Annotated in this window: 16 protein-coding genes and 1 pseudogene; 11 read left to right on the top strand and 6 right to left on the bottom strand. The window is 46.0% G+C overall.

The features are described from left to right. Positions 1-169 precede the first annotated feature (169 nt). From E8M12_RS01375 to E8M12_RS01365, 3 genes are all read right to left on the bottom strand, one after another. Positions 170-1,555, bottom strand: coding sequence for a DUF4397 domain-containing protein (locus tag E8M12_RS01375; RefSeq protein WP_169303001.1), 1,386 nt, complete (start codon positions 1,553-1,555; stop codon positions 170-172). Positions 1,556-1,744: 189 nt separating this feature from the next. Beyond that, complete coding sequence (locus tag E8M12_RS01370; RefSeq protein ID WP_246033978.1) at positions 1,745-2,947, bottom strand: acyltransferase family protein; 1,203 nt, start codon at positions 2,945-2,947, stop codon at positions 1,745-1,747. Continuing rightward, entirely contained in the window at positions 2,940-4,895 is a 1,956-nt protein-coding gene (locus tag E8M12_RS01365; protein ID WP_306416205.1) for a glycoside hydrolase family 3 protein, read from the bottom strand. The genes E8M12_RS01370 and E8M12_RS01365 overlap by 8 nt, the downstream gene beginning before the upstream one ends. Before the next feature lie 138 nt (positions 4,896-5,033). On the opposite strand from E8M12_RS01365, the gene E8M12_RS01360 reads away from it, so the two are divergent. The 5 genes and pseudogenes from E8M12_RS01360 to E8M12_RS01345 all read left to right on the top strand — a co-directional run bounded on the left by E8M12_RS01360 (position 5,034) and on the right by E8M12_RS01345 (position 11,381). Beyond that, positions 5,034-6,626, top strand: a complete 1,593-nt coding sequence (locus E8M12_RS01360; protein WP_136734274.1) for a sodium:solute symporter — start codon at positions 5,034-5,036, stop codon at positions 6,624-6,626. Further along, a pseudogene (locus E8M12_RS16430) lies at positions 6,627-7,373 on the top strand (glucosamine kinase nucleotide-binding domain-containing protein); the annotation flags it as partial. Between the two features lie 144 nt (positions 7,374-7,517). Beyond that, positions 7,518-8,492, top strand: coding sequence for an N-acetylmuramic acid 6-phosphate etherase (gene murQ / locus E8M12_RS16425; protein ID WP_438363447.1), 975 nt, complete (start codon positions 7,518-7,520; stop codon positions 8,490-8,492). A gap of 1 nt (position 8,493) precedes the next feature. Then, complete coding sequence (locus E8M12_RS01350) at positions 8,494-9,729, top strand: exo-beta-N-acetylmuramidase NamZ family protein (protein WP_246033977.1); 1,236 nt, start codon at positions 8,494-8,496, stop codon at positions 9,727-9,729. A 92-nt stretch (positions 9,730-9,821) separates the two neighbouring features. Continuing rightward, positions 9,822-11,381: a tryptophan halogenase family protein gene (locus tag E8M12_RS01345; protein WP_136734273.1), complete on the top strand. Its 1,560-nt coding sequence runs from the start codon at positions 9,822-9,824 to the stop codon at positions 11,379-11,381. A gap of 174 nt (positions 11,382-11,555) precedes the next feature. Here the strand turns inward: E8M12_RS01345 and E8M12_RS01340 are convergent, their stop codons facing one another. Then, positions 11,556-13,073: a tryptophan halogenase family protein gene (locus E8M12_RS01340; protein WP_136734272.1), complete on the bottom strand. Its 1,518-nt coding sequence runs from the start codon at positions 13,071-13,073 to the stop codon at positions 11,556-11,558. Between the two features lie 428 nt (positions 13,074-13,501). Here E8M12_RS01340 and E8M12_RS01335 point away from each other — a divergent pair, with 428 nt between their 5' ends. After that, positions 13,502-16,210, top strand: coding sequence for a TonB-dependent receptor (locus E8M12_RS01335; protein ID WP_136734271.1), 2,709 nt, complete (start codon positions 13,502-13,504; stop codon positions 16,208-16,210). 606 nt (positions 16,211-16,816) lie between these two features. Here the strand turns inward: E8M12_RS01335 and E8M12_RS01330 are convergent. Both E8M12_RS01330 and E8M12_RS01325 read right to left on the bottom strand, forming a co-directional pair. After that, on the bottom strand, positions 16,817-17,668 hold the full coding sequence (locus tag E8M12_RS01330; RefSeq protein ID WP_136734270.1) for a MurR/RpiR family transcriptional regulator: 852 nt from the start codon (positions 17,666-17,668) through the stop codon (positions 16,817-16,819). Positions 17,669-17,893: 225 nt separating this feature from the next. Next, on the bottom strand, positions 17,894-18,568 hold the full coding sequence (locus E8M12_RS01325; RefSeq protein ID WP_136734269.1) for a hypothetical protein: 675 nt from the start codon (positions 18,566-18,568) through the stop codon (positions 17,894-17,896). A gap of 354 nt (positions 18,569-18,922) precedes the next feature. Between E8M12_RS01325 and E8M12_RS01320 the strand changes: the two genes are divergently transcribed. The 5 genes from E8M12_RS01320 to E8M12_RS01300 all read left to right on the top strand — a co-directional run bounded on the left by E8M12_RS01320 (position 18,923) and on the right by E8M12_RS01300 (position 22,458). Then, positions 18,923-19,762, top strand: a complete 840-nt coding sequence (locus E8M12_RS01320; RefSeq protein WP_136734268.1) for a MipA/OmpV family protein — start codon at positions 18,923-18,925, stop codon at positions 19,760-19,762. Between the two features lies 1 nt (position 19,763). Then, positions 19,764-20,183, top strand: coding sequence for a DUF3019 domain-containing protein (locus E8M12_RS01315; RefSeq protein WP_136734267.1), 420 nt, complete (start codon positions 19,764-19,766; stop codon positions 20,181-20,183). Then, on the top strand, positions 20,183-20,890 hold the full coding sequence (locus tag E8M12_RS01310; protein ID WP_136734266.1) for a response regulator transcription factor: 708 nt from the start codon (positions 20,183-20,185) through the stop codon (positions 20,888-20,890). Before E8M12_RS01315 ends, E8M12_RS01310 begins: the two co-directional genes overlap by 1 nt. Then, complete coding sequence (locus tag E8M12_RS01305; RefSeq protein ID WP_136734265.1) at positions 20,883-22,058, top strand: sensor histidine kinase; 1,176 nt, start codon at positions 20,883-20,885, stop codon at positions 22,056-22,058. Before E8M12_RS01310 ends, E8M12_RS01305 begins: the two co-directional genes overlap by 8 nt. Positions 22,059-22,221: 163 nt before the next feature. Further along, on the top strand, positions 22,222-22,458 hold the full coding sequence (locus E8M12_RS01300) for a hypothetical protein (protein ID WP_136734264.1): 237 nt from the start codon (positions 22,222-22,224) through the stop codon (positions 22,456-22,458). Positions 22,459-22,480 lie beyond the last annotated feature (22 nt).

Genomic DNA, 22,480 nt, shown 5'->3' with positions numbered 1-22,480 from the left:
TCCGGATAAACACAGGACAGGACAGTCCGGAAAAACACCGGACGGTTATGGTAGAGTGACTAAAGTCGTCACCCTTAGACACCTTTAGTCACCCTTCGACACCTTTAGTCAAGAGAAAGCCCCCAAAACAACAAGCATTTTGGGGGCTTGAATACAAAGCTAACGCCGTTTATTCCGTAAACGCATCCATCAAAATAAGATTCGCCGGCATGCCTGCAGGATTATCGACAGCGGCAGCCGAGTAGACTTTACCGCCCATCAGGGTGATCACGCCGGTATCAATGGCAATGGTATCGGTACCCGTCAAGGTTACCTGGACAACATAATCACCAGGAGGTAGTGATACAAATCCGGTGTCGGCTTGATAAGGTACATCCATCCAAACCGGTTCCGCATTGCTGATATCACCATCGGCGGTTACGTATATGTCAACATTCCCCACTGAAGGATGCGCATGGGTTAATCGTACCTGAGCTTCGGTCGCAACCATGCGTCCATCATCGACCTGAACATAGTATTCCAGGGCAGCATCATCGTTAGCATCGAGAGTGCCAACGGCATTGACGGTATATTTCATGTCTGCTTCGAGCATCAGTTGATCGCTAATTCCGACGACACTATTGTCCGACGTTAATACGGTATCCACCATGTAGGAACCAGCATCGACCGCAACATTTCCGGTCACGCCGGTAAATGGTGCGTTGCTTAGTGCATTTATTTTGTTGCCATCGACTAAAATATCGACATTTGGCACATCTGCCGCTGCATGGACAACCCGAACCCAGGCCTGAGTGCGATCGTCAATGATTTTCAGAGTATCGGTTCCGTCATTTGCCAACAGGAATACCGGAGAGGTTGGTACTCCAGTATTGGTCGTAGCGGCCACAAACAAATCTGCACCAGCTGACAGTTCAGGCAACACCGCATCAAAAGCAACGGCACCCATGCTCTCACCTTCGGCAACAACAAGGCGCACTCGGTAAACACCTGCCGGCACTTCAACCTGACCGGTAACATCACCGTAAGCAAGTGTCGCAAGTGGTTCGCCAAGATCATCTTCTGCCCCTGTTATATGTAAATCGACCATAGGTGCAATCGAAGAGCCGTGTAATACCTGCACACGGATATTACCATCGCCGACTGCAGAAACTGGATTGGAAATCACTGCTGGTGCTAAATCCATGTTGGTTACTGTGCCGTGTGCAAACACGGTGTATTCAGTATCAGCCATCAATTCGACATCGCCCAAATCGAGTACCTGGGTCGTGCTGTCATCTGCAAGAATTGCCTCGACGGCGATAGGATAGGTGCCTGCATCAAGCGACAGGAAGCCTGAACCCACGGCAAAATCGATTCCAGCCAATTCGTCAACAACAGTGCCGCCGGCGAGCACGTTAACCGCAGGGGCATCCGGAGAGCCGTGAATTACCCGAACCATTGATTGTGGAGCAGGTGGTTCAATCGGGGTAATGGTGACGTCATCATCATCGTCATTACAACCAGAAATGACGCCAGCGAAGATTATTGGTAAAATGATCTTAGTGATCCTTTTCATTGTTGTTCCTCTTGTAAAGTTTGAAGTCGCATTCAACCTTACGGCGGACAAAATGATCAGGATCATTTTTATTTCTGTATGATTTTCAAGCAGATTTAATGTTCATTTTCTACCTACACTACCAGCCTGCCCTCATCAATACTGACATCGCTTAGATCATTTTTTATTCATACCTGAGCCGAGATTTGCTTACACCTTGAAAAATATTTTGCGGCGATACAGGTAGTCCAGAACCCAATAACAGGCAAACATAAAACTTATCGCAAACATCAGTGAGCCATTAAAGTTACCAAAGGCAGGTTGAAAAACCTGGCTAAAAAGCCAGCCTTTTAATGTTGTATCGGCGACTGGAATCATTAACAGGATACGAGCAACAACGCCAGAGAACATGAAGAAGAAAATGGCGTTGGCACCACACACCACAAAAGGCGCACTCCAGTATTTTTTGCCACGAATATCGATAAGCCAGGTAAGCGCTGCAAGTATTATCAGAGCCCAACCAGTGGTCATTAACACAAAACTCGAGGTCCAGAGTGCCTTATTTACCGGAAACACAAGCCCCCACAGCTCGCCGGCGATGGCACAGACCAATCCAATGACCAGCATTTTCTTAGTTTTCGCGGTTAAACTGGTATCCTTATTGGTTAGCAGGTTACCGGTGAATACGCCCGCAAGACAACCGCTGATAGCTGGTACGGTACTAATTATTCCTTCTGGATCGAAAGCAAAAGGTTCGGCACTGGCATAATACAAATGCTTACCGGTCAGTAGTAGATTATCCACATAGGCCGGCAGTGAGTTACCAAATTCAAGCAGGCCAACGTATTGAATGCCCGATGCATCGCTATACGGGACCAACATCAGCAATGCCCAGTAACCTAATAGCAATGCAACTGCCCAGACAGCACGCCCGATATTGCCCCAGTAAAGGACGATAACTACCGTAGCAAAGTACACCAGACCAATACGCTGTAAAACGCCCATTACCCGGATAGAGAATAACCTGGCATCCAACCAGCTGAATTCAGGATCGGTGAAATTGTAATAAAACAACGCCAGAAACAAGCCTAGCGCAAATAATTTGCTGGCTCGAATCAACGCATGTTTCAGTAAATATTTCTTATCAGTACCCTTAGCCAGCTCCCGATTCATTACAATGGCGACCGACACACCGGCAATAAAAATAAAAAAAGGAAAGATCAGATCGGTAATCGTCCAACCGTGCCATTGAGCGTGCGCCATCGGCCCATATACGTAGGACCAGCTTCCTGGGTTATTGACCAGTATCATTGCCGCTATGGTGATGCCACGAAATACATCAAGGGCCAATAACCGGCCCGGAGGTAGTTGCTCGATAATATTGCGAGCGTAACCCGAAAACAGTTTAATCATTACTCGTATCGCTATCGTTATTATTCTCAGTCAGGTCCCTATCATTAACATCAATAGTTACCGGTAATTGTCCGGACGCGGTTATTTTTCCCGTCAGTAGTTTAGCTAACGCTACGTAAGCTGGGCCGGTAACGGTCGTATCTGTGTCGGACTGGGTGACACTGTGAACGTTGTATGAGAACGTCGCAACCAGGGCATCACTATCATGGTGATAACGCGTCATTTCATAAGGCGCTCGCAGACTGACAAAGATGGTGGTTTTATTGTTTGCTTTTGCCAGGCTCAGCAACTGGATAAGCTGCTGTTGCTGTTCTTTTTTACTCAGTTTTTCGCGCTTTTCGAATATCAATTCCAGATCCTCGACTCCCCCCATTTCTGCAGCGCTTTGGTTCGGCGTGATACTGGCAGCGACAACTACGTCAGCCTGCATTACCTGATGATGCGCTTTGGCAAAATCAAGCTGATGCAGATCACTGCAACTGATATTAAGCTGTGGATTAGTCGCGTCGATGGCTTGTTGCAATGCCCGGCATTTGCCCAAATCCGGCATTAACAGGTGCACCTTACTGTTATCAGCAATCGGTATTGCCTGTTCATTTTTGACCATCACCAGAGACTGCTCAGCCAGTTGCCGTTCAATGTCACGATGCGCATTGGTGCCGACCACACCGTCTGCATAGGCAATATTAGCGGCCAGGGTGTTGTTGTTAAAGCGGGAAGGAATTTGTTGTTTTAAAGTAAAGATTCGCTGCACTGAGTCATACACTTGCTGCTCCGATAAGCGGCCATCTGCCACTGCCTGTTCAAGCTGGTCAAGCACCTGGGATAGTGTTGCAATATCTTCTGCTTTGCGAATGCGAAATGGCATCAGGGCGATATCAGAACCCGCATTAAAGGTTTCTATAATCGCATCGACAGGATTAAAGAAGTGACTAATCCCTGCCATATCAAGGGCATCAGTGATCACTACCCCATTAAACCCCATTTGCGTGCGCAGCAAATCAGTCAAAATTCGCTTCGACATGGTCGCGGGTTTTATCATCGTGCTGCCGTCACTGGCATTGAAGGTGGAATCGTCCAGCTGCGGATATTGGATATGAGCGGTCATGATCATTTTTGCCAGCCCCTGATCGATGGCCCGCTGAAAAGGCAGCAGATCGACATTAACGATTTGTTCTAGATGGTGGTCAACCCGGGGAAGTCCGGTATGAGAGTCGACATTGGTGTCACCATGACCAGGAAAATGTTTTAACGTGCCGATCACGCCCTGCTGTTGCATGGCATTAAGTTGTGCACTTCCAAGTTCTGCCACCTGCTCTGCCTGTTCGCCAAATGATCGGACATTAATCACCGGGTTATCTGCATTGACATTGACATCGACATTGGGTGCATGATTCAGATTAAAGCCTAATGCCGCGAGTTCGACTCCTATAATTCTGCCGGTTTGTTCGGCAAAATAATTGCCGGACTTCGCCTGGGTGGCACCGATCGCCATATTGCCACTAAACGACGTTACCTGCTCGCGTGGTAAACGCGCTACCCGACCGCCTTCCTGGTCGATAGAAATGAATAAATCCAGCCCTGAATAGGAAGCTCTGGCCGCCTGTTGCATATCGTAATTCAGGGTTACTACCTGCTCGATCGACTCCAGGTTTTCCGCAAACAGGATTATGCCACCAATGTTCGAATCCTGAATCATAGCCGCCAATTCCGGCGGTAACTGAGTAAGCGGGGTGCGACAAACCTGTTTTCCGTTAACGTTAATCAACTGCTCGCTCTGGCAGTAATAACGTAAATCCAGCATAATCTTTTGCGCTAGTGCCACCCGGAGGTTGCCAGTTAATTTACTATAGGTATCATTTTTCGCACTTTCGCATGCCGTCAGTGATAGCAAAAATATCAGGCTGCCAGCGACTATTTTTATCCAGGAATAAACCGGCTTATTCATGAAATGCTTCCCCTCTATGCAATTTTTTTTAATTTTTAACACTTAGCGATAGACTCTTAAAAAATAATTTATTATTATTTTTTTAATTTATCAGGAATTATATATTCTCTTCCAGAGATTTTTGTAACGGGTATAACGATGACGACACAGTTCGCCACTGCCGATTGGCTGGTATTTACCGTATACGTGTTGGTGATGATATCAACAGGTTGGTACTTCAATCGACAAAAATCCGCCAATACCGACGAATATTTCCTTGGCGGTCATAAAATGCCGGTGTTCCTGGTAGCCGTTTCCGTACTGGCAACCTCACAATCGGCAGCGACATTTCTGGGTGGGCCTGACCAGGGCTACCGCAATGACTTATCCTATCTGGCCACAAATATGGGTGCCTTTATCGCCGCATTTTTTGTGGCATTCTTCCTGATCCCGAAATTCTACCAGCATAAAGTCACCACCGTATACGAGCTTCTGTCCCAGCGGTTTGGTAAACGGGCGCAGAAGCAGGCAGGCATGATGTACCTGTTTGGACGGGTATTTGCTAGCGGGGCGCGTTTGTATATGGCGGCGATCGCCGTCTCAATGATCCTATTTGGCAATATCAGTGCTGAAAATGTCATCATCTCGACGTTGGTGTTAACCACTGTTGGCCTGTTGTATTCAATCATTGGCGGCATCCGCACGGTAATCTATTCCGATGCCATTCAGTGTTGCGTGTACGTGAGCGCCGCAATATTAGTTCTGTACTTCCTGTTACAGGCGATCCCGGCGGATTTTTCGCAGATCCTTGATGCCTTGCAAAACCCACCTGACAGAGAGCAATCAAAACTGACGGTGTTTAATTTCAATCTTGACTTTACCTCATCCGGTGTTTTTACCGTCTGGTCTGCACTTACCGGTTTTGTGCTATTGAATATCGCCGCATTTGGCCTGGATCAGGACATGACGCAACGTGTGCTTACCTGTAAAGACGCCAGACAAGGTAGCCTGGCAATGATTTATTCGGTAATTATGGTAATCCCGGTGATGTTCCTGTTTATTGCCATCGGCCTTTTGCTTTACCTCTTGTACCAACGTCCGGACTTAGCAATGGGGGAAACCGCACAAACCATCAATCAGACCTTTTCCGGCGAGAAGATTACGATATTCATGTATTATGTGCTCAATGAGATCCCTGCAGGCGTTAAAGGCCTGGTAACCATAGGTGTGATTGCCGCTGCATTATCTACACTTAATTCAGGCTTAAATTCAATGGCATCTGTGTTGGTGCAGGATATGTATCGTCCTTATCTTGAAAAACGACAGATAAACAAACCCGCCCAACATTTTGTTAAAGCCGGTCAGGTCGGCATGGCTCTGGTAGCCATGGCGTTAAGTTCGATGGCGGTACTGTGTTATTACTGGCAGCAATATTCAGATATGCCGTTACTGGCCTTTGCCCTGAGCGTGATGGTGTTTTCATATAGCGGCCTGCTCGGCGTTTATTTTACCGCGGTGTTTACCAATCGTGGCAGCGCAACCACGGTGCCGATGGCGTTGATAACCGGCTTTTTGGTCAGCTTAGTGTTTCAACCTTATGTTATAGACAATATTTTGCCTGACCAATGGCAGTTTAACCTTGGATTCACCTGGCAACTTTGCATCGGTGCCCTTCTATCCTTTTTGGTGTGTTTCGCAGGCAACAATAATCATGACCCGCTGAAGGTCAAACAAATGGAGGTTCAACCGTAAATGACGGTTAAATACATTCTCGGTATTGACGGTGGTGGTACGAAAACCATAGGTCGTTTGCAACAAATGGAAACCGGACTGTGTTTTGAGGACAGTGCTGGTTCGAGCTCATTGACCAACGATTTTGAAGGCGCCTGCATCGCCCTGTTAGGACTCATTGACCGACTTTTGCAACGGGCAAATGTTGAGCCACAAGACATTGCTGTGGTTATGGGTCTGGCAGGAGCCGGCAACCGCACCCAGGTACAAAGACTGCGCAATCGACTTTCTTATCCGTTTGCAGCCCTTGAGATTTTTAATGACGCCAGAACCTCGTTATACGGCGCTAACTTAGGCAAGCCTGTGGCAGTAATCGCGCTGGGAACAGGCTCTGTCGGTGCCTTGTTAAAAGGAGAAAACCAGGAAGCCTATGCCGGTGGCTGGGGCTTTCCTATTGGCGATGAAGGTAGTGGCGCGAAAATGGGGTTTCACGCCGTAAAGGTACTGCTTCAGGAAATCGATGAGCAGCGTCAACAGAAAAGCGCGTTAGCTACCTATATTCAAAGCCAGATTGGTAGAAATCAGGATGACATTTTAAATTGGTTACGTAACGCCAAACCAGCAGATTACGCAGCATTTGCGCCAACCGTATTTGAACTAGCCGATAGCTGTGACAAAGCAAAATTGCTGGCCAGCCGCCATGCCCGCGATGTTGAGCAATTAATGGATCTCACCTTAAAAAATGAATCGGTTCCAGTGGTATTAATGGGGGGATTGTCGGTGCCAACGCTGAGCCACCTTGAGGTTCGCTATCAACAAAAATGTCAGTTGGCACAAGGAAGCTCTGTTGATGGAGCCTGTCTACTCGCTCGCCAACTAGCGCAGAAGAACACGCTCGTTCATACCACGCGCATTGAAGAAGACAGTGATGAGCAAGGCCAGCTGCTGGCGCAATTGAATAGCATGGTGTCGGAAGAACGCAACCCGAATACGATGCAAGTTGATTTAATGACATCGAGAGAAATCCTCGAACGATTGAACGAAGAGGACGCTTACGTACCAGTTGCGGTACAACGATGTATCGGCCCTATCAGTGACGCGGTGGAATTGATCGTGCGCGCGTTTGCCAGGGGCGGTCGTTTAATCTATTTAGGCGCTGGCACCAGCGGTCGTCTCGGGATTCTTGACGCGGTTGAATGTCCACCCACCTTTAGCGTGTCTCACAACCAGGTCGTTGGTTTAATTGCCGGTGGCAACCAGGCTGTTTATAAAGCGGTTGAAGGTGCCGAGGATAACCCGCAGGGCGCGGTTAATGACCTGAAAGAAATTAATTTTTGCGCCGATGATGTCCTGGTTGGTATTGCCGCCAGTGGGCGCACTCCCTATGTTATTGGTGGCCTGGATTATGCGAACTCAATAGGCGCAAATACGATTTCTCTGACCTGTAATCCAGGTTCAGAAGTATCACGACATGCAAAAGTGAACATTTGTCCGGTGGTTGGCCCTGAAGTATTGACCGGCTCGACCCGGCTAAAATCCGGCACCGCCCAAAAACTGGTGCTTAACATGTTAACGACGGCGAGTATGATCAGATCGGGTAAGAGTTATGAAAACCTGATGGTCGATGTGAATGCCAGCAATGAAAAACTGTATGCACGAGCCATCCGAATTGTGATGCAGGCGACCAATTGTGATCGCGATACCGCGTTAGAGGCATTGAATAAATCCGGCTATAAAGCCAAATTGGCGATATTGCATTTATTGACCGGAGTGGATACCGAGCAGGGTAAGCAACTTCTTAAAGAACAGCACGGATTTCTGCGCCGGGCAGTGGAAGCATATCATGCTCAGCAGCATGAACAGATGACAGGCAAAGATCCACTTTGATATGAGCAATGTATCGTTGATGGCACCAACGGCCAAAAGAATATATGGCATTTTGCTACTGGCAATTTGCTTACAGTTGACGACATCAGGTATTCAGGCCAGGGAAGGCTTGATACCTGAACCCTCTTCCAACAAACCTCTGACGCTGGGAGCCGAGCGCATCGGCCAATACCTGCCAGCGCTTGCCGATAAGCGCGTTGGGGTTATTGTTAACCAAACCTCACGAGTGAACAACCAACACCTGGTCGACTTTTTACTGGACAATGACATAGATATCCGCTTTATTTTTGCGCCAGAGCATGGTTTTCGCGGCGATTATGACGCCGGAGCCAAAGTTGACTCGTCGGTTGATAGCAAGACTGGTATCGACATTGTATCCATCTATGGCAGTCAAAAACGTCCAGATGATGCCATTCTGCAACAACTGGATGTGTTGATTTTCGACATCCAGGACGTCGGCCTGCGTTTTTACACATACATCAGCTCAATGCATTACATGATGGAGGCGGCCGCCGACAACCAACTGCAATTCTGGGTATTTGATCGTCCCAACCCGAATGGTGCCTGGATTGACGGCCCTATTTTAGAACCTGAGTTTACTTCCTTTGTTGGCCTGCACCCGATCCCGGTATTGCACGGACTTACGGTCGCTGAACTGGCGCAGATGATTGTTGGCGAGGGCTGGCTGAAAACCGATAAGCGACTAGATCTGAAACTGGTAGAAATGCAAGGCTACCATCATCAAATGCCCTATGCATTGCCGGTCAAACCCAGTCCAAATCTTCCCAACAGTCGTTCGGTTGCACTTTATCCATCGCTGTGTTTTTTCGAGGCTACACCGATTAGCATTGGCCGCGGTACGCCGTTTCCATTTCAGGTGATTGGCTTTGAAAAAGACAGCGGTGCTCATATCGGCAAATTTACATTTACCCCGAAGTCGACTCCAGGGGCAGCCCTGTATCCGAAACTTCAGGATACGAAATTACAGGGTCAGGATTTGCGCCAATCCGATGTTCATGGACTACAGCTCAGCTACCTGCTTGAATGGCATAGCACCTTTAAAGGCAAAGGCATCGAGTTTTTCCAACGGCCTGAGTTTTTTGACAAACTCGCTGGTACCAATCAGTTACGAATGGCCATTGCCGCCGGAAAGTCGGAACAGCAGATAAGGGCTAGCTGGGAAGAATCGCTAACCGCCTACAAACAGATGCGTGCCAAGTACCTGTTGTATCCTTAGCGTTTGTCCTGGAAGTGGTTGCAGATTGATGTTTACCCGGGCTTATGTCATGGTTCATCAACGTTGAATAACAATCATAATAACAATCAAATATGAATTCAGACGCCATAAACTCAGTTACCATTGTTGGTGGTGGTACCGCCGGTTGGTTGACCGCCTGCTACCTTGCCAGACAACTAAATCAAGAAGCCGCGGATACCATTACAATTACCCTGGTGGAATCTCCTGACGTCCCGATCATCGGTGTTGGAGAGGGTACCTGGCCAACGATGCGAACTACCCTGCAACGCATTGGTGTTGATGAATCTCGTTTTATCCGCGAATGCGATGTTAGCTTTAAACAGGCGTCAAAGTTCGTTAACTGGCATCGTCCTGCGCAAGGCAACACCGATAACTTTTACTATCACCTGTTTGATGGCCCTGGCTTTTCCTGGGAGTTTAACCCGGTTCCCTATTGGCTCGACGGCTCGCTCGGCTTTTCCAGCTATGCCAATGCTATCTCATTACAGGAACAGGTATGTCAGCACCATTTAGCCCCGAAGATGATGGTAACGCCTCAATACCAGGGCGTCTTTAACTACGCCTACCACCTCGATGCCGGTAAGTTTAGCCAGCTTCTGAAAACGGTGGCCACCACAGAGCTGGGCGTTAATTACATTAGTGCCAACGTTACCGACGTCCACTTAGATAATGACGGTAGCATCCGGTCATTAAGTACGGACAGGACTGACGATCTCGGTGCTGACCTGTTTATTGATTGCTCCGGGTTTAAATCTTTATTGCTCGGAGAAGCTCTTAAGGTGCCCTTTATCGATCTTAATGATGTGTTGTTTGTCGATCGTGCTGTTACCATTCAGGCACCGTACAAGACTCCTGAATGCCCTATCGCCTCGCAAACTATCAGCACTGCCCAGGAAGCCGGTTGGATCTGGGATATAGGCTTACAGAGCCGACGCGGCACTGGTTATGTATATTCCAGCAAGTATTCATCGGCGGAGCAGGCTGAGCAGTTATTAAGAGACTACCTTAATGATAGCGAAGCAGAGCTTGAGGCTCGGCACCTGCAGATGCGGGTTGGTCATCGGCAAACGTTCTGGGAAAAAAACTGTATCGGCATCGGCTTATCTGCAGCCTTTATGGAACCCCTCGAAGCCAGCGCAATTTTCCTGATCGAAGCGGCCTGTTTTATGTTGGCCGAACAATTCCCCAAAAATCAGCGTGGCATGGATTATGTTCGCAATCAGTTTAATGAGTCGTTTGCCTTTCGCTGGCAGAAAACCGTTGAGTTTATCAAGATGCATTACGTACTTTCAGAGCGTGATGATTCCCCGTTCTGGCGCGACAATAAAGACCCGGCTTCGATTCCCGAAGGTTTACAACAACGTTTGGACTATTGGCTGGAAAATCCGATATCTAAATATGACTTTAGCAGCCAGTATGAGCCGTTCACCAAAGAAAGTTATGAGTTTATCCTTTATGGGATGCGACCGGAGTTACGGATGGATTCGCCGGTTACCAGCCCGGCACAACGAGAAAAAGCACAACAGCAATCTCAGTGGCTGCAACAAAGCTGGCAGCAGGCAAAACAGCAATTACCTACTAACCGGGAGCTGCTAACACGCCTGCAGGAGAATGACTTTCAAAAAATCTAACAAAACCTGAGACTAGGTCTCAGGTTTTAGGTTTCAGGCCTCAGGATTCAGGTTTCGGAGGGCCAAACGCCTTATGGTGAATCTTTTTCAGCATTAACGCAGCAACAAGACGTTTAGTTGCTACCAAAGTCACCCGTCGTCACCTTTAGTCACCCTCAGATACCTCCAGCCACGCTAGCCAATAATCTCCCTTTGCGGCCGGAAGTGTTGCATACAATTTTGATTGTAGGCAATTACAGGCTCTAACGGAGCAATTGAATGGCTGGACCTCTTATTATCATCGACTAATTCAGGAAAAACTCCCATCCCGGCAAGTAAGCAATACCAACTGGCTTTTGAATACATCGAGGTCTTGAAATAGCCCCCTAGCTCTTGTTCAATATCGGCATCCGATTGCCAGACTTCGAGCAAGTGACGGACCGTATCAGGAATCATTAATCCATGGCGATTATCTCGCCAATACTTAGTGTCATCACGAGAATTAGTCAGGTAATGCACCAGAATGTAATCACGAACGCCATCGAACATGGCATTGATTATGTCGTTGAAGGTACGTTTCTCGCCGTCCGCTATATCCTGCAGGTTTTGCGAATCTGATTTTTCAATTACTGCACAAGCGTGTTCAATGGTGTATTGCACCAGCATTAATGCCGTGGCCTCAAGTGGCTCAACAAAGCCCTGTGATAATCCCACCGCGATAACGTTGTTTTGCCAGTGCCGAGTGCGACGACCAACCTGCATCGACAGATGCCGGGCATCTACACTGTCATCGATGGCAAGTGCCACCCGTAATTCCTGTTCGGCGCTATTCGCAGAAATATAATCACGACTATACACATAACCATTGCCCCACCGTTGATTGAGAGGAATATTCCACATCCAGCCATTTGATAACGCGCTGGAACGAGTCTCGGTTGGTAATAAGGTATCCAGGCAAGAGCTCTGCTGATGATCAACCTGTATGGCAACGGCGGCATTATTTAGCAAACTATCGGCGTATGAGTGTAGAGGCACATTTAACTCCTCAGCCAGTAAGAGTGCCCGAAAGCCACTGCAATCAATGAACAAGTCTGCAGTCAACTTATCCCCGGAATCAGTAATCAAGGCTTCGATATTGCCATTCACCTGATGCCCAACCGAAATAATATTGGCCTGGCGATGAATGATCCCTATCTCGACAGCAATTTTCCGTAAATAATTACCCAGCAAGGCGGCATCAAAATGATAGGCGTAATCGAGTTCAAACGGTAATGCCTGATAACAATGGGGAGACAACCCCCTTTCGCCAAGATAGGAAGTAACAAAATAATGGCTCGGGTTGGCATTAACATCGATACCAGCGCGGCGGCAGTTTACATTGTGAAAAAAAGCCTCACCTACCTGTTTGTCCAGTGGCGAAAAAAATGGATGAAAATAGGATTGATAACCTATTTTTGTAGACCAGTCAGGAAATCTGATACCACACTTATACGTCGCCTGGCATTCGCGCATCCAATCCTGCTCACGGATATCCAGTTGTTTAAAAAACTGCTTAATATATGGCGTTGTCCCCTCCCCAACGCCAATAACCGGGATATCTGGAGACTCGACTAAAATTATGTCGATATTCTCACCTAAGCGCTTTGCCATTAGCAGTGCAGTCATCCAGCCAGCAGTACCACCACCAAGAATCAGCAATCTTTTTTTGTTCATAACACTTTTTTCTTATATGTCGCTGTTTGATTTTATACTATCGCGAAGATCGCCGCTGATGCTACCGCAAGTCTCTGGCTTTTTGCTAAGCCGCTATAAAAACGCCTGCCCGAAAATAATTTTTATTGCGATTATTTGCTGATTAAAGACAAATAAACCCGCCCTTTTTCTGCATCATTGCTGCCTGGCAAATTGACAACGCTGTCAGCGCAAACCTTGAATACTAAGAGGTAGAGCAAAACCCATACAGAAACTGTACAAATAAAAACCACAGAAGATGACTAAAAAATACCCAGGATACGCGGAAGAAAATATTCTTTACCAACCATCAATTGATAATAATTTATTTGTTTTTTGTAAAAAAACTGTGTAAAAATGATCCATGTTCCTTTTTATATTTTTAAAAACAACGACTAAGAAACATCGATATGGGAGAATCTCAAATGGCTAATCGGGTCACTGGGAAATTAAAACTTTCGGTTTTAACTTCATCCATTTTGGCAGCAATGTATGCACCGAGTGCATTCGCTGCAGAGGAAGAAGTGCAAGCTGCTGAACAACAAGAAATAGAAAAAATTGAAGTTACAGGTTTCAGGGCGTCGGCTCGCGAGAACCTGAATGCAAAACGATTTGCAACAACAGTTGTAGATGCGATTACCGCTGAAGATATTGGTAAGTTTCCTGATAAAAACATCGGTGATGCTTTGCAGCGTATCGCCGGTGTTGGTATCGAAAGACGATTCGGTGAAGCCGACGGGATCTCAATTCGTGGTCTAGACCCGTCGTTAAGTTTAACCTTTCTTAATGGCCAATCTATCTCTACCGCCCAATGGTTTGAAGGCTATCGCCCAACCCGTGGTTTCCGTTCAGATATGTTAGCAGCCGAATTGGTTGCAGGCCTGGAAGTCTATAAATCACCACGAGCCGATCTACCGGAAGGCTCAATCGGTGGTACCATCAATATCAAAACCCGTAAACCGCTCGATCTCGATGCAAACACACTGCAAGCATCTCTGGAATACCAATATTCTGAAAATGCTGATCGCTGGGATCCCGCTTTATCAGGCCTATTTAGTTGGAAATCTGACAATGAAAAATTTGGTTTCCTGGCTTCCATTTCTCATCAGGAACGTTTTACTACCTATGATGGTATGGAAAACTACATGGCATCAGACAAATCGGCGGCTTTTGCAGCCGGCGGGGATACGTCTGGGGCAACACACGCCACCTGGGGTGCTGGTCATGCTATCTTCCAGCAGGAGCGCGAACGAAATGCGTACAACTTAACATTTCAATATCAACCAACGGACTCTCTGGGTTTTACTCTGAATTACCTGGATTTTTCATTAGAGGCGAACAACGTTAACTCTAACTATTTGGTTGTACCAGGCCGGGCCGGAGTATTGCGCAACGCTAGCGCCAGTGATGTAGTTTCCTACGGTCTCGGTGACGCAGCGCTTAAACACGATGTTTATTTGAGTGATATTGATGGCAGCGCAGGTAATGATTATTGGTTTGGTCCAGACACGTTTTTCCGCAATACGGAACCAGATGCAAGTACGATTGACCTTGAAATCGAATATTCTCATGACCTGTTTGATTTGCATGCGCAAATTGGTCGTACCCAGGCGCAAGGGGATATCAAGGTTTACGGTTACTCTGGCAAAATCAATACCTCCAATATGGCTAAAGCCGGTCTTAGTGGAGACGAAATTCTCACCCTGGACTTAACAGGTAATGCCTTAGGGGTAAGTTTTAACGACTTTGACTATGCAAATCCAGCAAGTTATCCGTTAGAAATACGGGGTGACGGCAATGTCCATATCAGCGATGAAGATCAGGAAACTTATTATCAACTCGATTTGACATTTCCAATTGAGCTGGCATTCCTAACTTCGGTAAAAACGGGTGTGAAATATAAAGAACATGAAAATGAACGCTCATCACACTCCTTTGGACTGAAAAATTATGACAGCCTGAGCGCACAATATCAGACGATGGCAGACCTTGGCTTTGTCAGCACCAAATGTGATCGATTTGATGAAGCTGGAAAGGCCAATACCCTCGAGTGTTTACCACTCTTTAGTTTGAGTGGAGTAAAAGCATTTTCCCTTGAAAATACCGTCGATAATACACAATTACCTGAAAACGAATCTTTAAATGACTTTTATGAAATCAACGAAGATACCCTGGCGATATATGCAATGGCCGAATTTGAGGCGATTGATAGCCGTTTGAAAGGTAACTTTGGTATTCGATATGTCGACTATCAGCTTGACTCGATCGCCAACCAATTAAGAGATAATGTTTGGATCATGGGGGTGGTAACGGAAAATGACTATTCAGAAGTACTACCGAGCTTAAACGTAACGTTCGACATTACTGATGATTTATTGCTTCGTGGTGCGCTAGCTAAAGTTATGTCTTTGCCAAATTATCAGGATCTAAAGAATACTTTTAGTTACAACACCGATACTTTCACCGGTAATGCCGGAAATCCATATCTCGAACCATGGCGTGCAAACCAATTAGATATCGGTATTGAATGGTATTTTGATGAAGCTTCTCTGCTGAGTGCGACACTATTCCACAAGGATATCGATCAATTCCTGTTCCCGTTCTCTGCGCAGGAAACGATACCAGGCGAGGTTGGAGTTTTCGAAGTCAGTCGAACACGTAATGGTGGTGAAGGTAAACTGACAGGTATCGAGCTGCAATTCCAAACAGAGTTCGCTTATGGTTTTGGTCTGATCTCTAACTATACCTATACCGATGCTGAAGTTACCGATAACACCGGAGACTCAGGTCTAGCACTTCCTGGAAATTCTGAAGAAATGTGGAATGCTACTGGGTATTGGGAGAATGATACTTTCTCTGCTCGAATCATGGCTAACTACCGTGGTCCTTGGTTTGCTGGCTATCGTATTGGGTCGGCCGTGGAAGTCGAAGAGCAAACATCAATCGATGTGGCATTCTCTTACGATGTAACCGATAACCTGAAATTGAGCTTGCAGGGTATCAACCTGACTGGTGAGCTATATCGCACTAAAAATTCACCGGATAACTGGGGCGGTATCTTCCAGCTGATTAACGATAACGGTACCCGTTGGTTCCTTAATGCTTCAGTGAAGTTCTAACATGAACTGAGGCCGCTGGGTCGCAAGACCCAGTGAATACATCTCCCTGTAGCCCCGAGAGGGGCTTTTTTATTACATGGATGTATGTATGCCCGGTTATCGCCATGGATGGTGTGTATATCGAAAATGTCTGGAACGATTTTCGAATAGCAGGACGCGGGACGGGTGTTGTCCTGCACTTTTGTTCAGGACGAAAAAGGAGATGGAATCAAGGCGTTGCCTTGAAGGTTATGGCCATGGATTGGCCGGTATGCCGAAAATGCACAAGGACATGGATGTGCGCAGGTAGAATAACGCACTAATACATGGAAGTATGTAGGTAGAATAACGCAGGAGCAGTTATCGAGGAGCAGTTATCAAGGAGCATTATCGAGGAGCGATTTTCGGTGGAGTTGCGGCATAGCTGCAATGTTGGTTTTCAGGTATCCCAAAATACGAGGAATTCGAGTGTTTGGCTCCCTCATCGCTAGAATCCACCCTAAATACAACGCAAGGGAGTATTTACTCCACCTGGCGTAGCCCTCCACCTAACTCGCAACTCAGTGGAGCGATTTCTCCAACTGGCGAAGCCCTCCACCTGAAACGCGCCTCAGCGACGCGTTTAGGTCAGTCTTTCTGATTTACAAAATCCTTCACCGCCTTATTGGATTCTTCCACCGATTTACGGGCACCGCGAGATGCCTGGGTCAGGGCGATGAATAAGAGGTCGATAACAAACTCCTGGGAGGTGCGGGATATGATTGAAGATAGTCGAATCGAAGACTGTTCTGCAACGGTATAAAGCTTCACATCTGCGGATTTCATCAATTGGTTATCGCTGTAATTGGTAATGGTAATTACCTGGGCACCGCGCTTTTTGGCTAGCTTAGCAACAGCAACTACATCACTGGTATTCCCTGATTCACTGATACAGATTACCAAATCATCAGAAGAAAACGTCGATACATATGATAACTGAATATGGCCACTTGCTTCCGCCAGTGCCATTTTGCCAATTTTCTGCAGCTTATAACTGAAATCTTTGGCCACCAGAGCCGACGCACCAATACCACTAACCAGAATTCGTTTTGCAGATTTAATCTTTTGTACCGCCTGCTCGATACTCTGGTCGGCATTAAGACCCGACGTTTCTATCAATACTTTATGTTTACTGGCCAACAATTTTTTATTCAGTTGCTCAAAATCATCATTGACGGTAATTTTTCCATGTAATTGCACATCATCGGCTTCGGCATTAATTGCTTCAATTAGCGCAAATTTAAAATCCGGATAGCCTTTATAACCCAGCTTTTGTGTGAACTTAACGATTGACGACTGACTGACGCCTACCAGCATGGCTAACTTTTGCGATGATAAATCTTTGATAACATTCGGAGATTTTAGGGAGAAGTCGGCAATTTTAGCCTCATTTGAGGTAAGTGAGTCGCGGATCGCGCGAATCTTTACAAGTACTGACATTTTAATCGGCCAATATAATAAATTATTACCAAGATACTAGCATAAAGCCTTAAAGAAGCTCAATTAACAACTAATCAAACCAGCTAATAGACTGAATAGTATCAATAAAAGCAAAATGATCGAACTGGAATAATAGCCTCAATAAATATCTGATACATTATTCCTAATACAGAAAGATATAATGACAATCTTATTCATTAGCGAGTTTTCGATTAAAAGTATTATCTAAAACTGATAGCCAACCTGTAGCAGCAAACCAAACTCAATGTCGTCATTACCATTTCCAATGACAAAACTGGCCCCCAGATTGGTGCCGGGATTCTTTATACCATTTAAAAAATAGTGATAGCTTCCAGCCAGACCCCAGACGATCTCATTGTCGTAATCCGGGAAACGACGACTCGGCTCGCGGCTTTTTTCACTGCCCACGGCGCCAACATAGATACCTACACCATGCTTATCCGCATAAAACGGATCGACATCGAAAAGATCGGTACGAATCCAACCTACTCCGACACCACAGGCAAGCCCTCCTTCGGAGGAATGTCCCAAACAGCCCAATGAGGCGTATTTCATATCATTGGCTTTGGTAACGTTGACGTTTGCTCCCAACCCTGAGTACAAGATGCCAAAACCCAGACCATATCCAAAATCATCGTAGGCAAAGACGCTGTCCTCTTGCTTTTCTTTCGCCGTTGGAGGAGCTTGCTGTTGTTCTGACTGCTCTACCCCATCAGGTGTTTCGTTACCTGACATCTCTGTTTCTTGTTGGTCAGCCGTCATCGGTTCTGCCGGCGAGGCTTCAACGACGGGATCCTGTTGAGCAGGCTGTGTATCTGTCTGCGCCTGTACGACACCAACGCCCAATAGCATGGTCAGGGGGAGTATTAGCGATTTCAAGGCAAGTCCCTTCTCTTAATGAATAGTTGTTGTTTTACGTCACCAGTTTAAAGTCTATAAGATAGTTTCCAGTTTGCCAGTAAATCGTCAAACACTGGTTAACATTCAATAAGTTAATTCATGTTGATGAAACGTACCGGTTAGCAACCAGATTTTTAGGTCTAACCTCATCGGAGCAGATAATGGGCTGTTCTTATCAGGTAACCAGCTTGTAAACCAATCGATAACCCAAGGTCAATGCTACAAATACGTACAAAAAACCACACTTAAAGCATTGCAACTCAGATAAATATCGTTTAGATATGTGGTTAATTAATCACGCTATATGTCTCAGATAAGCGATAAATTATAACAATGAAGTACGCTATTCTATTCTCCGTTTTTCTCGCCAGCATCTTTATGTCCCCAATGTCTCTGGCGCAAAATAAAACTGAGCAAACTCTGGTTGAACCAGGGTCATTCGATTTCCGCCTGACAGCAGGGTTTGGTGGTATCGAAAACCCGTTACGGGAGCGCGATCACATTCGTTCACCCTTGTTACCTGAGTTTAGCTACTATGGCGACAAACTTTACATCGAAAACCTGGTTTTTGGTTATAGCCTGTATGAGTCGCCAATCTGGTTGGTTGATGCTTACGGTTACTTCAATAATGACGGCTATTTCTTTGCCGACTCCAATACTGCAAAAGTCATTTCTATCGCAGGTATCACCCAAAATACCTGGAAGGCAACCAGGGTTGAGTTAAACCTCGAAGATATAGAGCGTGATTTAAGCTATATGGCTGGCATTAACATCAGTCATATCAACACCTGGTATCGAACCAATTTATCTATCGCCAAAGACATCACCTCAGTACACCATGGTGAAGAAATTTCACTGACGTTTGCCAAACCAATGCAGTGGAACTCATTTACCGTAACGGTCCAGTTTGGCGCTACTTATAAATCGGCAGATATAAGCGATTATTATTACCGGTTGACAGACCAGGAAAATACTATAGCTATTCGACAGCAGGACATTGGTGACACCCTGTCACCATGGAGCAGTGTTAACTTGAGATATCATTTTAATCCCAGCTGGTCGGTCGGCTTGTCATTTAAAAAAACCTGGTTCGACAGTAAATTTAAACAAAGCATTTTAGTTGAAGAATCCAATTACTCTTCGGGATTTGTCGGAGTTTCTTACAGGTACTAGGATGACGTTTAAGCTGATGATAGTTCGACTTGGTAGTATGTTTATCTGCGCATTAAGTGGCGCTTTCGCACAGGCTCAGGAGGTTAGCGATGTCTCAACGCAAATTTCCGAAATCAATATCCTTCCCGAGATCTGTGTGCGTAACCAAAACAATGCCCAGTGCCAGTTTAAACTCGATGTCGATTTACAGCTGACCGCAAAAATGGATGTATGCCTGGTTATCGAAGCCCTACGCATACGTCAATGCCAGGCGCAGGTCGAAAAAGCCAGGTTTCAACGAGTCCTAACCATTAATGAAACCGTAACAATCGATATTGTCGAGGAACATACGAATCAGGTGCTGTATACATCAGTACTGAAACTCGCTGAATTTAAACCGGTAAACTTACGCCCGAGAAGAAACTTAGGCTGGATTTTCTAATGACTGCCAAAACCTACACAATTCTCCTTATTGAAGATGATCAGCCGCTCGCGGAGTTGGTTAGTGATTACCTCAATGATTTTGAGTTTCGGGTCACCTGGGCCGACAATGGACATGACGCGTTAACGCAAATTAAACGCCAGGCCTTTGACCTGATTTTATGCGATATTATGTTGCCGGATACCAATGGCTTTGATCTGTTACCTGAGTTGTCGACACAACCTCACGTGCCGATCTTATTCCTCACCGCAATGACCGATAGCTCGTCACAAGTTAAAGGGCTAAATGCGGGTGCCGCTGATTATATTTTAAAGCCAGTAGACCCGGAAGTTTTGCTTGCCAGGATTCGCGCCAATATCCGCGTGGTTGAGCGAAGGACTCAGGCAACCACATTAACTTTGGGCAATCTTTATCTCGATAAAGCAACAGCACAAGTCACCTATTACGGTAAAGCGTTGGATCTGACCGCACAGGAATTTGAAATTTTCTGGTATTTTGCCCAACGTGGTGATGACATTATAAACCGTGACAGCCTGTTCGAAGATGTGATTGGTCGCAGTTATGATGGTAAAGATCGCGCTGCAGACTTACGCATTAGTCGTCTGCGCAAGAAATTGATTAGCGTAGGACTTGAAGAATTAACAATAATATCGGTTCGTAATAAAGGCTATGTATTTAAGTACTGGGCACATCTGAATAATGCATAGTCACTTTATCCGTTTTTACCTGTTCATCTTATTGGCGGTATTTGCATTATTTTTCAGTTTTAGCCAACTCTATCAACAATTCTATGCACCGCCGGTGCAATATAATATTCCCGTAGAAGATGTGTTTGCAGCGCATAATAGCAGCAATCCAGCAGCGTTCAGGTTCATTAAAAAAGCCAATATTCAGTTATCCGATGACATACTCGCGCAAATAAATGCCGAGCAGACCATTGCCTTCGCGGTAAATGAGCAAATGTATTATCTTCGTAACCACGACAGCGAAAGATTCATTCAATGGGGGCCCATCGCCTTAACGCCGGAACCTGTCGATGATAACTTCATGGTCCTGTTTTTTTACAGTGCCCTGGCTGTAGTATTTCTGCTGTTAATGTGGCCGATGTTTCGTGATCTGGCCTATCTACAAAAATGTGCCAATGAATTTGGTGAAAACCAAAAGCCGCAGCCACTTACCATCAATAAAAAATCAACGGTCTACCCGTTAGCGCACGCCCTTTACACCATGAGTAGCCGCCTGGTTGAGTTTGTCGAATTACACCGGGATTTAGCAAAAATCATCGCTCATGAAGTTCGTACGCCGCTCGCACGCATGAAGTTTGTTCTCAAGCGCCTGGAAGGAAATATCGAGGATAAGCACTTGCAACGAATGCGAGCCGATATTGCCGAACTAGAAACCCTTGCCACAGACTATATGGAATTTAGTCGTTCGCAACAGCTTGATCAGGGGTATTTGCAACCTCTGCAGTTAAACACACTGCTTGAAGTGCTAAGCAATAAATATCAAAACCTCGAAATTCCGGTACAATTTCAGACCGTGGCTGACACCAAAGCCATCGCGGCTAATCGTGCCCAACTTGAACTTGCGCTATCGAACTTAATTAACAATTCCCTGCGCTATGCCAATACCCGGATTCAGTTAAGTGTCGAGTTTGACGAGCGACAAATATGGTTTCATATAGACGACGATGGCCCGGGCTTTAATGCTGCCAGGCAGCGGACCAACAACCAGGGAACAACCACAGGTTTCGGACTTGGTTTATACATTGTCGAGTCCATTATTAAGCGTCACGAAGGAAAACTCGTTAAAAGTCAAAGCCCCATAGGCGGTGCCCGGGCAAGCATTGTGTTGCCCTTGGGTTTGGTAAACTAGTAGCCCAGTAACAGCGCCCCTGCCTTAAACAGCTGCCTAATATTCATTCAACAAAAAACAACCAAAAGATTACACATTGTTAACAGCAGTTTTTATTCATCACGGTAAACTAATTGGAATTGGTATAAATTCCTTGAGCAATCCATTCACGGAGTGATGTGATATGAAAGATTTAATTGTGCTGACCGCGATTGCCTATCTTGTTCATCAAGTCGTTGGCGATCACTTTCAACTGGTAAAACTCGACGCCGAAAGTCGACAAGTTGCTGAAATAGGTACCTACACGACACTTGATGAATGTCGTCAGGAAGCAAAGCGCCTTAAAGAAAAAGCCCTGTTAATGGAGTTTCTGAGCAGCTCCTACCAATGCAATGAAATCGCCTGGTTTAAAGAAAAATAAGCCACAATTACACCCAAGTATC

The organism is Thalassotalea mangrovi (genome assembly GCF_005116735.1).
Taxonomy (GTDB): Bacteria; Pseudomonadota; Gammaproteobacteria; order Enterobacterales; family Alteromonadaceae; genus Thalassotalea_A; species Thalassotalea_A mangrovi.
This window is presented reverse-complemented; position numbering and strand designations above follow the sequence as displayed.

Bases quoted from the DNA above. Each gene is read 5' to 3' on its own strand.
- E8M12_RS01375 (WP_169303001.1), bottom strand. From the start codon at position 1,555: ATGAAAAGGATCACTAAGATCATTTTACCAATAATCTTCGCTGGCGTC.
- E8M12_RS01370 (WP_246033978.1), bottom strand. From the start codon at position 2,947: ATGATTAAACTGTTTTCGGGTTACGCTCGCAATATTATCGAGCAACTA.
- E8M12_RS01365 (WP_306416205.1), bottom strand. From the start codon at position 4,895: ATGAATAAGCCGGTTTATTCCTGGATAAAAATAGTCGCTGGCAGCCTG.
- E8M12_RS01360 (WP_136734274.1), top strand. From the start codon at position 5,034: ATGACGACACAGTTCGCCACTGCCGATTGGCTGGTATTTACCGTATAC.
- E8M12_RS01350 (WP_246033977.1), top strand. From the start codon at position 8,494: ATGAGCAATGTATCGTTGATGGCACCAACGGCCAAAAGAATATATGGC.
- E8M12_RS01345 (WP_136734273.1), top strand. From the start codon at position 9,822: ATGAATTCAGACGCCATAAACTCAGTTACCATTGTTGGTGGTGGTACC.
- E8M12_RS01340 (WP_136734272.1), bottom strand. From the start codon at position 13,073: ATGAACAAAAAAAGATTGCTGATTCTTGGTGGTGGTACTGCTGGCTGG.
- E8M12_RS01335 (WP_136734271.1), top strand. From the start codon at position 13,502: ATGGGAGAATCTCAAATGGCTAATCGGGTCACTGGGAAATTAAAACTT.
- E8M12_RS01330 (WP_136734270.1), bottom strand. From the start codon at position 17,668: ATGTCAGTACTTGTAAAGATTCGCGCGATCCGCGACTCACTTACCTCA.
- E8M12_RS01320 (WP_136734268.1), top strand. From the start codon at position 18,923: ATGAAGTACGCTATTCTATTCTCCGTTTTTCTCGCCAGCATCTTTATG.
- E8M12_RS01315 (WP_136734267.1), top strand. From the start codon at position 19,764: ATGACGTTTAAGCTGATGATAGTTCGACTTGGTAGTATGTTTATCTGC.
- E8M12_RS01310 (WP_136734266.1), top strand. From the start codon at position 20,183: ATGACTGCCAAAACCTACACAATTCTCCTTATTGAAGATGATCAGCCG.
- E8M12_RS01305 (WP_136734265.1), top strand. From the start codon at position 20,883: ATGCATAGTCACTTTATCCGTTTTTACCTGTTCATCTTATTGGCGGTA.
- E8M12_RS01300 (WP_136734264.1), top strand. From the start codon at position 22,222: ATGAAAGATTTAATTGTGCTGACCGCGATTGCCTATCTTGTTCATCAA.